Origin of the sequence: Asaia sp. W19, from assembly GCF_003994335.1 — a bacterium.
In the GTDB taxonomy this organism is placed as follows: Bacteria; Pseudomonadota; Alphaproteobacteria; order Acetobacterales; family Acetobacteraceae; genus Asaia.
The window spans coordinates 59,744-70,518 of record NZ_PNQZ01000065.1 but is presented as its reverse complement, the minus strand read 5'-3'; the positions used below and the strand labels follow the sequence as shown (position 1 = coordinate 70,518).

Annotated in this window: 7 protein-coding genes and 1 pseudogene; 7 read left to right on the top strand and 1 reads right to left on the bottom strand. The window is 61.8% G+C overall.

All coding sequences use genetic code 11. The annotated features are described in order from the left end of the window. A pseudogene (locus tag C0V97_RS13650) lies at positions 1 to 235 on the bottom strand (phosphoglucomutase, alpha-D-glucose phosphate-specific); the annotation flags it as partial. Between the two features lie 227 nt (positions 236 to 462). Between C0V97_RS13650 and C0V97_RS13645 the strand changes: the two are divergent. The 7 genes from C0V97_RS13645 to C0V97_RS13615 all read left to right on the top strand — a co-directional run bounded on the left by C0V97_RS13645 (position 463) and on the right by C0V97_RS13615 (position 10,662). Continuing rightward, positions 463 to 1,650: an SMP-30/gluconolactonase/LRE family protein gene (locus tag C0V97_RS13645; RefSeq protein ID WP_127103121.1), complete on the top strand. Its 1,188-nt coding sequence runs from the start codon at positions 463 to 465 to the stop codon at positions 1,648 to 1,650. Positions 1,651 to 2,029: 379 nt separating this feature from the next. Then, on the top strand, positions 2,030 to 3,793 hold the full coding sequence (locus tag C0V97_RS13640; RefSeq protein WP_158625423.1) for a Hint domain-containing protein: 1,764 nt from the start codon (positions 2,030 to 2,032) through the stop codon (positions 3,791 to 3,793). 216 nt (positions 3,794 to 4,009) lie between these two features. After that, entirely contained in the window at positions 4,010 to 6,757 is a 2,748-nt protein-coding gene (locus tag C0V97_RS13635; RefSeq protein ID WP_127103119.1) for a penicillin-binding protein 1A, read from the top strand. A gap of 29 nt (positions 6,758 to 6,786) precedes the next feature. Next, positions 6,787 to 7,918 (top strand): peptide chain release factor 2 gene (prfB, locus tag C0V97_RS13630; RefSeq protein WP_122048714.1). Its coding sequence is split into 2 segments (ribosomal slippage): positions 6,787 to 6,855 and positions 6,857 to 7,918, totalling 1,131 coding nucleotides; the frame shifts between segments, so codons are not numbered across the junction. Between the two features lie 387 nt (positions 7,919 to 8,305). Next, complete coding sequence (locus C0V97_RS13625) at positions 8,306 to 8,965, top strand: energy transducer TonB (RefSeq protein WP_127103118.1); 660 nt, start codon at positions 8,306 to 8,308, stop codon at positions 8,963 to 8,965. Positions 8,966 to 9,169: 204 nt separating this feature from the next. Beyond that, positions 9,170 to 10,237: a MotA/TolQ/ExbB proton channel family protein gene (locus C0V97_RS13620; RefSeq protein WP_127103117.1), complete on the top strand. Its 1,068-nt coding sequence runs from the start codon at positions 9,170 to 9,172 to the stop codon at positions 10,235 to 10,237. 2 nt (positions 10,238 to 10,239) lie between these two features. Next, positions 10,240 to 10,662, top strand: coding sequence for a biopolymer transporter ExbD (locus C0V97_RS13615; RefSeq protein WP_023979754.1), 423 nt, complete (start codon positions 10,240 to 10,242; stop codon positions 10,660 to 10,662). Positions 10,663 to 10,775: the final 113 nt, after the last annotated feature.

The window sequence follows — 10,775 nt, the reverse complement described above, 5'->3', positions numbered from 1 at the left end:
CGATTCCCTTGTCCTTGCGATAACGGCAGATGGCCTCGGCGATGGCCAGGATATGATTCTCGTTGAAGCTTGTATGGAGGGAGGAGCCACGATGCCCCGAGGTTCCGAAAGCGACGCGCTGTGCAGCGATGGCGGGGTCTGGCTTGCGATTATAATAGGCGCTGATCAGGGCCGGGATATCGGCAAGGGCGTTTTTGTCCAGCGTCTTGCCGGCGAGGGGGCTGACAGAGGTCATGGGAACTCGGGTCCTTGATCTGGCGACAGGGAGTTGATGTGAGGTGACACCGCCCTGACGGAGCGAGTCAATGCGTGGCGTTGCCTCAGTATAGGATGGAACAGACACGCGCGAGACAGGCCGGGGTTGCTGACAATAACTTGATACAAAACTCACATCATCCGTGACGCAGCGTGAAACGTTGCAGTCTAGGATGCAATCCCACAAGATGGTCACAGGACGACAAGATGGACTTCAAGACCCCCCTCGCCCGCAGAGGGTTTCTGGCTACTGCCCTGGGTGGCGCCGCCTGCGCGGCGATTCCGGCACGCGCCGCGTCCGAGGTTATCGCGACTCCGCCCAGTGTGATCAGTCAGCCGCCCCGCCAGTGGGGCGCTGCAGCCGGTCCGGCCTATTTCCCCGATCCCGATGTGATCGCGCTGGATCCTTCCTTCAGTGGTCTGACCTATTTCGCAGCGCCGATACGCCGTATCTATGACAAGGGGGACTGGGTAGAGGGGCCTGCCTGGAGCAGCGAGGGGCGTTATCTCGTTTTCAGCGACGTCGTCCAGTCAAAGGCGCTGCGCTATATCTGGGAAACCGGCGAGGTCACGCAGTTCCGCCCTGATTCTTATGCAGCCAATGGCAATTGCTTTGATTTCCAGGGACGCCTCATCACCTGTGAAGGCTTCTTCCGCCGCGTGGTGCGTTTCGAGCATGACGGCAGCGTCACGACACTGGCCGACAAGTTCGAAGGCAAGGGGCTCAACTCCCCCAATGATGTCGTGCCGCATCCCGATGGCAGCGTCTGGTTTACGGATCCAGGCTATGGCACGAATATCTCGGAAGGCCATGCCGATGAGCCGGGAGGCCCGACTAATCCCGATGGCAAGATACGCTGGAAGATTGGTCGCGAGCTGATTGGTGAGATCGGCGGTGTGCGCCGTCAGCAGGACCACGTGTTCCGTCTCGCGCCCGATGGGACGCTCAAGGCCGTGCTGCTCGAGAAAGATGTGACCTGCCCCAATGGTCTGGCTTTCTCCCCCGATTTCAAAAAGCTCTACATCGCGTCGACCCCGGCCGGGCCGGGACAGAAGAAAGGCGGCGATCAGGCCATCCATGTTTTTGACGTTCAGGGCGATAATCTGACAAACGGACGTGTTTTTGCCGACATGCGTTTCCATGGCGCGCAAATGAATCCTGATGGCTTCAGGGCCGACGTTTTTGGCAATCTCTGGTGCGGTGTGACCGGCCCGCTCGGTTTGTGCGGTGTGTTCGTTTTCAGCCCGCAAGGTGTGCTGCTTGGGCGTATCCGTCTGCCTCAGGGCTGCTCCAACCTGACCTTCGCCGGGCCGAAGCGAGATCACCTCGTCATGTGCGCGGGCAGCGCGCTCTACATGCTTCAGGTCGGTGTGCAGGGTGCCGCTACCTCCTGACCCGACACGGCGGTGTTGTGCACAGGCTCTGCACCGCTCCGACGCTCAGCGTGATCATAGAGAGGCGGCGTTCGCGTCGTCTCCGAGCCCCCTGTGCTTCAACAGATCCTGCCTTCAATCCCCGGTCGTTCAGAGTTTTCAGCGAGTGGAGTGGGGCTGACTCACGGGCGTGATGTGTCAGGAGCAGCAACAATAAAATAGAGTTTTCAATACGGCGTTAACTTTAATGTCGATTAACGTGAGGGGGGCGGTTTTAACTTTCGATTGTTCGGTCGGCATGATCTCAATTCGCAAACAAAATAACCCGTAGAAGGTTAAGATCATGCCGAATCCCACGATTATTAGTTCTGGTATCAGTAATATGTATCCCTGGAACGGGATGACGATCATTGTTCAGGGGGGTGGGGCGCTCTGGTATGGCTCCATCACGAATTGCGTGGTCACGGTTCAGGATGGCGGCCTTATCCAGGGCGAGAGTATCAATGGCGGCGGTATTACGGTCAATGGCAGCGGCAAGATCATCAGTTCCTCTATTGGAGGCAATGCCAATGTCATCGTGACCGGAGGCGGCACGGTTTCGAATAGCACCGTAGCGGATGGCGCCTATCTCAAATGCGGAAACGGCACGGTCCTGAATGGTACGATCACCAATTCGGGCTATATTTCCGGGGGAACCCTGACCGGTCAGGGGGCGCTCGAAAATGTCTTTGCCGGTGCGGCCCATGATCGCACCGTGGCCTCGGGGGCCACGATCGCCATTTCCGGGGGAGGTCAGATTGTCGGCACGGTTAGCGTGCAGGCGGGTGGTTCGGCAGTTCTGAATGGGACGGTCGGTGGGACGATCAATCTGGCAGGCGCTGGGTATGCCGAAATGACCGTTTCTGCCGGGGCCTTGCCCACTACGATGATCACGGGATTCAATGGCGCCAATGAAATGCTGTCCGACCGGATCACCATAGCCGGATTGTCCAAAAGCCAGATCGCCGCCGTCAACAAAAGCGGTGACATGATGCTGATCTCCCTGACGGATGGGTCAACCCTCACCCTCAATATTGCCGGTATCGGTAATACCGGGGCCGTCTTCCTTGATTCGGCGTCTGGGGTGGTGCTTGTCGCCTGTTATCTGGCGGGTACGCTCATCCGCACGCCTGGAGGCGACGTGCCGGTCGAGATGCTCAGAACGGGGGATATGGTTATTGCTCTGGTGGAAGGGCAGGAGGTAGCCCGCCAGATCACCTGGACCGGGCGCGGGCATTGCACGGTCGATACAGAGCTTGAGGATGATCGTGCGGGTTATCCTGTGTGCATCCGCAAGGGAGCGCTGGACGGCGTGGTGCCGGAGCGCGATCTCTATGTCACGGCAGAGCACTGCCTCCTGGTGGGGGGGCAATTCATCCCGGCACGCCAGCTCGTGAACGGCCACTCCATCGCGTTCGACCGTACGCGGCGCGCCTTCGACTACTTCCATTTCGAGACAGAGGCTCATTCCGTGGTTCTGGCGGAGGGGGCATCTTCCGAAAGTTATCTCGATACCGGCAATCGCGCCTTGTATGACTGCCAGTCCAGCGCGCCCATCCTGACGCCCCGCCATCTGAGCTGGGACACAGACGCCGCCGCGCCGCTTGCACGTGACCGTGAGACGATCGAAACCGTTTGGCGCGCCATCGCGGCACGGGCTGGCCTGACGGAGGTCGGTGAGCGCAATCCGACCCATGAAGCCGATCTGCATCTTGAATGCGATGATGGCACGATCCTGCGTCCCGTGCGTGTGGCAGGCAAGAAGCATGTTTTCATTCTGCCGTTTTCTGCCAGATCGGTACTCATCCGCTCGCGTGCCTCGCGCCCTTGCGATGTGACCGGCCCGTTTGTGGACGACAGGCGCAGGCTGGGGGTCGAGATCGGACAGATCCTCCACTTCGCGTCGGGCAAGATCGAGGAAATCCGTGATCATCTGACCCATCAGGAGTTCAAGGGGTGGCATGCGCGCGCGCGTGATACGGCGCGCTGGACTGCGGGGAGTGCCTATCTCTCCCTCCCTGCTGACGAGGGAAGCGAACATCGTCTTCTGTCGCTCGAAATCCTGTCTGCAGGGCCTTATTCCCAAGAGGAAACGCCACGCGCGCCTCTCACGCGCGCCGGCTGAAAACGCGGGAGGAGCGAAGCGCCCGCGAAGGCTCGGAGCTCTACTGTGCGATCTGGCGCCTTCATGACGGCGATGACGGTCATCGCCGCCAGATGCGCCTGACGGCGCCTTCGCTATCGTGCCGGTCGCGATCCGTCTCTTCCCCTTTTGTCACCGGGTGTTTCTGCCCGGGGAGAGGGGGGCGACGGCGCCTCAAGACAATGCTAGTTTGCATTCATGATCCACGCCTCGACCGCCCTTTCCTCCTCGGAGTTTCCCCTGATCTGGTTCTCTGTCGCCTCAGGCGGCGGGAATGACGGGCGTACACCTCTTGGGGGACACAGGGGGCCGGAGGGGGGGCGTCAGCCCCCGAGAGGACCGCGGTTCCGGCGCTGGCGTCAGGGCCTTGCCATTGCGGCAGGCATCGTACTGGTGGGTGTTGCGGGCTCGGGCCTGTTTATCTGGCACCAATATGAGCGGATCGCTTTTGATCTGCCAAGCGTCGACACGCTCAAGACCTATCAGCCGCCCACGGTCAGCCGGATCTACACGGGCGACGACCGCATCATGGCCGAGCTGGCGGCCGAGCGACGCATCTATGTGCCGATCAATGCCATTCCCGAGCGCGTCAAGAATGCCTTCATCGCGCCTGAGGACCAGAATTTCTACACCCATGCCGGCCTTGATCCTCTGGCGATCATTCGTGCCGAGCTGACGAATCTGACTCATCGCAGCAAGCGCGCCTTGGGCGCCTCGACGATCACCCAGCAGGTGGCGCGCAACATGCTGCTCAACAGCAATGCCCGCACGCTGGAGCGCAAGGAGAAGGAGGCGCTTCTTGCCCTGCGCATCGAGCAGACGCTGAGCAAGGACAAGATTCTCGAGATCTATCTGAACGGTATCTATCTCGGGAATGGCGCCTATGGCGTGGCGGCGGCGGCACAGACCTATTTCAACAAGCCTCTCGATCAGCTGACTGATGCCGAAGCCGCGTTTCTGGGCGCGCTCCCCAAGTCACCAGCCAATTACAACCCGTATCGCCATCCCGAGCGCGCCATAGAGCGACGCAACTGGGTGTTGGATCGCATGGCCGAGATCCATGCCATCTCGCGTGAGGCGGCCGAGGCCGGGCAGAAAGAGCCTCTCATTCCTCATGACGCCGTGCGCTTCGGTCCGCTGCCCAATGCCGAATGGTTTGGCAGTGAGGTACGCCGCCAGCTGATTGATCGCTACGGCCCCGATCGGGCCATGCAGGGCGGGCTTGAGGTTCACACCAGCCTCGACCGCAAGCTGCAGGATGCCGCCACGCTGAGCCTGCGCCAGGGATTGATGGAGTATGACCGCGCGCATAGCCGCTGGCGCGGCCCCGTCGCGAAACTGCATGACGCGATTGCAGGTGAAAGCTGGGTGGCAGCGCTCAAGGATGTGACGCCGCCTGCGGGCATGATCGATCAGTGGCGCTTGGCCGTGGTGCTGAACCCGGCTCAGGGGCGCGTGGGTTGGGTATCGAAAGGCTCCGCGCAGGAAGGGCAGGTTCTGCCCAAGGATCTGGGCTGGATGCGCAGTGCAGGCGGCCTGGCTGCGGGTGATGTGATCATGATCGAGCCCCAGGCTGATTCCGGACGTGTGGCCGTGCGTCAGGTTCCGAAGGTCGAAGGGGCCCTTGTCAGCCTCGATGCCCGCACCGGACGCGTGTTGGCCATGGTCGGCGGTTGGTCCTTCAAGGAATCGCAGTTCAATCGCGCCACCCAGGCACTGCGTCAGCCGGGGTCGTCCTTCAAGCCCTTCGTCTATCTCGATGCCATGGAGCAGGGTATTCCCCCGTCCGAGAAGTTTGACGATGCCCCGGTGTCCTATGGGGACTGGCATCCGAAGAACTACGAGGAAGATAACTGGGGCCCCACGACGCTGCACGACGCGCTGCGTGAGAGCCGCAACCTGGTGACGATCCGCCTTGCTGCGCATCTTGGCATGAAATCGGTGGCTGATATGGCCATCTCGATCGGCCTCGTCGATCAGATGCCCCATGTGCTCCCCGCCGCCCTGGGTGCGGTCGAGACGACCGTCCTGCGCGAGGCCGGGGCGTATGCTACCATCGCCTCCGGCGGCAAGCTGGTCACGCCGTCCCTCATCGATGCCGTGCTCGATCGTGATGGGACGGTTCTGTGGAAGCCTGAGGGGCTGAGCCTGGGGACAACCTTGCAGGCCCCCAACCAGACGGCCGTGATCGCGCCAGCCATGCCGCCTGCGGCTGCTCAACCCGCCGCGGCATCGGGGGCTCCCGGTACTGTTTCCCCGGCTCAGCCCGCTGCAACCCCGCCTGTCAGTGCTTCCACGCCTGGCAGCATCGAGGTACCCCAGGTTCAGGACAAAAGGCGTCAAGTGGCGAGTGCTGCCAGTGCCTATCAGATCACGGCCATGATGCAGGACGTGATCAAGCGCGGCACCGGCACGATCGCAGGACAAGGCATCACGCGTGAGATCGCAGGCAAGACCGGCACCAGTCAGGACTTCCGCGATGCGTGGTTTGCCGGGTTCACCCCCGATATTGTCACCGTGGTCTGGGTCGGGTTCGACACACCGCAATCGCTTGGCAAGAGCGAAACCGGAGGGCGCATTGCCGGCCCTATCTGGAACCGCTTCATGAAGGTGGCGCTTGAGGGACGTCCGGAACTCCGTTTCCGCGTTCCCGAGGGGGTGACACTGGCGCGCTATGACACGGGCCGCCTGATGGCTGTCGATGGCTTCAAGGCCGATCAGGTGCCAGGTATGAGTATCGCGTTGCAGGGCTTCGGGGCGGGTACCGAGGCACTTACGGCGGCCGATACCGGGACCGATCTGTATGACACCGAGACCGATATGGCGGGTGCATCCAGCCAGGCCGGTCTGGGCGAAGCGGGGGCCGAAAATTCCGGTGCCCCGAAGAAACAACAGGCCCCTAATGCCCAGCCACAGGGTGACATTGGCATGGGCGGCCTTTATTGAGACGCATCCAACACGCAGGAGCATGAATCATGTCGGCCGAAACCGAGGCCCTATCGGAGCAGATCAAGCAGTCGGTGGCACTGCTGAGGAGGCATCTTTGACTGGGATGCAGCACAGACACGCCTCGCCGAACTCAATCACCGCGTAGAAGATCCCGATCTCTGGAATGATGCCGATGCCGCTCAGAAGCTGATGCGCGAGCGAACGCTGCTGGCCACGCAGATCGAGGGTGTTGAAAAGATCGAGCAGGACACTGCCGATATGCTTGAGCTGGTCGAACTGGCCGAGGACGAGCAGGATCAAGACACGGTCGCCGAGGCGGTCGCGACCCTGCGCAAACTGGCCGAGCAGGCGAATGCGCGTCAGATCGAGAGCCTGCTCTCGGGTGAGGCGGACAGCAATGACTGCTATATCGAGGTCAATGCGGGCGCTGGTGGCACGGAGGCCCAGGACTGGGCCGAAATGATGCTGCGCATGTATACGCGCTGGGCCGAACAGCGTGGCTACAAGGTGACGATCATGGAGACCAGCGAGGGCGAACAGGCTGGCATCAAGTCTGCGACGCTTCTGGTGACTGGTGCCAACGCTTATGGCTGGCTCAAGACCGAAGCCGGTGTGCACCGTCTGGTCCGTATCTCGCCCTTCGATGCCGCAGCACGACGCCAGACCTCCTTCGCGTCTGTCTGGGTCTATCCTGTGGTGGATGACACGATCGAGATCGAGGTCAATGACGGCGATCTGAAGGTCGATACGTTCCGCGCCTCTGGCGCGGGTGGGCAGCACGTCAACAAGACCGATTCGGCGATTCGCATCACGCACATCCCGACCGGAATCGTGGTGGCTTGCCAGACCGATCGCTCGCAGCATCGCAACAGGGCTACGGCCATGCAGATGCTGAAGGCGCGGCTATACGAGGCGGAACTGCAGAAGCGTGAGGCGGCAGCGGCCCAGACCGAGGCGGCAAAGACCGATATCGGCTGGGGGCACCAGATCCGCTCCTACGTTCTGGCACCGTACCAGTTGGTGAAAGACCTGCGTACCGGCGTCGAGAAGGGTAATCCCGACGCTGTTCTCGATGGGGCGCTGGACGATTTCATGTCCGCTGCCCTGGCTCAACGCGTTGGCGCAACGCGTTCCGAGGCCAGCGCCAACGCTCAATAGGGCTGAGGTGGCACAAGGGGCTGAATCTCTTGCAGCGCAAGACTTTCAGCCCCTTTTTGCGCGTTTCATAAATATTACTCTTGCAGTGAATTAATGTTCCGTTTCACTGTGTCTCAAAGTGTCGTGTCGCTGGTATGCAATCCGTTGCCGACCGGAAAATGGCATGAACGAAACGAAACTGACTTGACAGCAATGCCTTACCTTTGCCCAATTTGCACGGGAGCCATGCGCTGGGAGCATGGTAAACATTTCGGGATGTGTCGGCCAGACTGACGCCTGACCGGAACGCAAGTCGCATGGGGCGGTTGCGATAATGACAAGTCGGTCCGCCCCTCTCGCCAAGAGAGGTGTGGGGCTCAGGACAGAGGGTTTGGAGTGACACAACCGATGAACTACGCCGAGCAGGAGCGACGCCCGACGAAGTACATCGTCGGCATCGCAATCGCTGTGCTCTTCCACATCGTTGTGATTTACGCCTTGGTGAACGGATTGGGTTCGAAGATCGTCGAACAGTTCCATCCGCCGATCAAGACGAAGATCATCACGGAACCGAAGAAGCCGCCGCCGCCGCCGCCACCGCCGCCGCCGCCGCAGATGACGACGCCGCCGCCGCCGTACATACCGCCGCCGAAGATCCAGATTCAGCCGCCGCCACAGAAGCATGTGATCAAGCAGGTCACGCATGAGAAGCCGCCGGCACCTGTGCCGCCAGCCAATAATGCACCGCCCGCTCCCGCAGCGCCTCCGGGCCCGCCTGTACCGGATCACTCGGCCGGTGCTTCGCCGATCAACGGTGCCCGTCCGGTCTTCCCCGAGGAGATGCTGGAAGAAAACCGTGAAGGCAGTGTCACGGTGGCCTGCGATATCGGCACGGATGGCCGTACATCGAACTGTCAGGTGACCAATTCGACCGGCGGCCACGCCTTCGTCGAAGCCGCCATGGAGTTCCTCCGCAAGGCCCGTTACCAGCCTGCGGTTACGAACGGACAGCCGGTGGTCGAGCACCATCATACGCTGCACATCAACTTCACCTTGGGTGATGACTGAGTGCGGCGCGGCCGGGACCAAGCACCCGGTCGCACACAGGAATGACGGGAAAAGGGGCCTGATACGCCCCGGCTCCCAGCGGGGCAGGGGGCAGGCAGCCTCCACGCCCCGGATAGTGAGAAACCAAGCCGCGCCCGCCCGTGAGCGTGCCGGCACTGCCAGAGTCCTTCTAGAAGGGGCTCTTTTTCAGAGGATTTGGAGTTAATGACGAGACTGTTCCGCCTTCCCGCTCTCGCCGCCCCGGCCCTGGCAGTCACGCTTGCCGTGGCGCAAGGTGTGGTCGTGCCGGCCGTTGCTCTTGCCCAGGAAACGCCGGCTGCCCAGCCTGCCGCTCCTGCTCCCGACGCCGCCGCTCCGGCACAGGGCGCGCCTGCTCCTGCAGCCCCTGATGCCGCCGCTCCTGCTGCTCCCGCCGCTCCGGCTCCTGACGCCGCTGCTCCTGCTGCTGGCGCTCCGGCACCCGATGCCGCCGCCCCGGCCGCTCCGGCTCCCGACGCTGCAGCCCCGGCTCCTGAGGCGCCTGCCGAAGCCACCGCGCCGAAGTCGCAGGAAAATCCGTATGGCCTGAGCGCGCTCTGGTCCAACGGTGATGCCATCGCTCGTGGCGTTCTGATCATCATGGTGATCATGTCCGCTGGTACCTGGATCATCATGGTCACGAAGTTCCTGGAGCAGTCCAAGGTCTTCGCTGCTTCGAAGGAAGCTGCCCGTGAATTCTGGACCAAGCCGACCGTTCAGGAAGGCGCTGCTGCCCTGAAGCCGGCCTCGCCGTTCCGCTACATCGCAGAGACGGGTATCGTTGCTGCAGAGCATCATGAAGGCTCGATGCGCGACGCCATCGACCTGCATAGCTGGACCGCGATGTCCGTTCAGCGTTCGGTCGACACCATCAACACGCGTCTGCAGGGTGGCCTTGCCTTCCTCGGCACCGTGGGTTCGACCTCGCCGTTCGTTGGTCTGTTCGGTACCGTCTGGGGTATCTATCACGCTCTGACCGCCATCGGCATTGCAGGCCAGGCCTCGATCGACAAGGTTGCCGGCCCGGTTGGTGAATCGCTCATCATGACGGCTATCGGTCTTGCTACCGCCGTTCCGGCCGTTCTTGGCTACAACCTGCTCGTTCGCCGCAACAAGGGTGCCATGGACCGCGTGCGCAACTTCGCTGCCGACGTCCAGTCCGTGCTGCTGGGTGGCTTCCGTCACGGTGTTGCCCCGACGGTAAGCGTTGATCACAGCCCGACGACCACGACCACCAGCTCGCGAGTTGCCTGATCATGGCAATGAACGTCGGTGGGGGTGGTGAAGAAGACGAAGTCGTTTCGGCGATCAACACGACGCCGCTCGTCGACGTCATGCTTGTTCTTCTCATCATCTTCCTGATCACCATCCCGGTTGCGACGCATTCCGTGAAGGTGCAGCTGCCACGCGACGCCAACCAGCCGACCCAGACCAAGCCAGGCAACATCGTCCTGGCGGTCACGGCGAATGGTCAGGCGTACTGGAACGAAGTTCCATTGCGTGGTCATCAGGATCTGCTCGATCGTCTCGAGAAGGTCGCGGTCATCAAGCCCCAGCCCCAGATCCAGATCCGGGGCGACGGCAAGGCCCGTTACGAAGCTGTCGGCAAGATTGTTGCGACGTGTCAGGAAGCTGGCATCTATCGCATCGATTTCATCACCGAGCAGCCTCACTCCTGATTTCGGTCAGGACCCCGCTTCAGGAGTGCCGTGCCGACCCAGCGAGGTGGCAGGGCACTCCGGCTCCGTTTTTCCCGGATGCCGGTCTTGGCCGGCTTTCCGCCTGTTGGAGA

What these genes read in the sequence shown, in the direction of transcription:
- C0V97_RS13645 (WP_127103121.1), top strand. Translation starts at nt 463, where the DNA reads ATGGACTTCAAGACCCCCCTCGCCCGCAGAGGGTTTCTGGCTACTGCC.
- C0V97_RS13615 (WP_023979754.1), top strand. Translation starts at nt 10,240, where the DNA reads ATGGCAATGAACGTCGGTGGGGGTGGTGAAGAAGACGAAGTCGTTTCG.
- C0V97_RS13640 (WP_158625423.1), top strand. Translation starts at nt 2,030, where the DNA reads ATGACGATCATTGTTCAGGGGGGTGGGGCGCTCTGGTATGGCTCCATC.
- C0V97_RS13625 (WP_127103118.1), top strand. Translation starts at nt 8,306, where the DNA reads ATGAACTACGCCGAGCAGGAGCGACGCCCGACGAAGTACATCGTCGGC.
- C0V97_RS13620 (WP_127103117.1), top strand. Translation starts at nt 9,170, where the DNA reads ATGACGAGACTGTTCCGCCTTCCCGCTCTCGCCGCCCCGGCCCTGGCA.
- C0V97_RS13635 (WP_127103119.1), top strand. Translation starts at nt 4,010, where the DNA reads ATGATCCACGCCTCGACCGCCCTTTCCTCCTCGGAGTTTCCCCTGATC.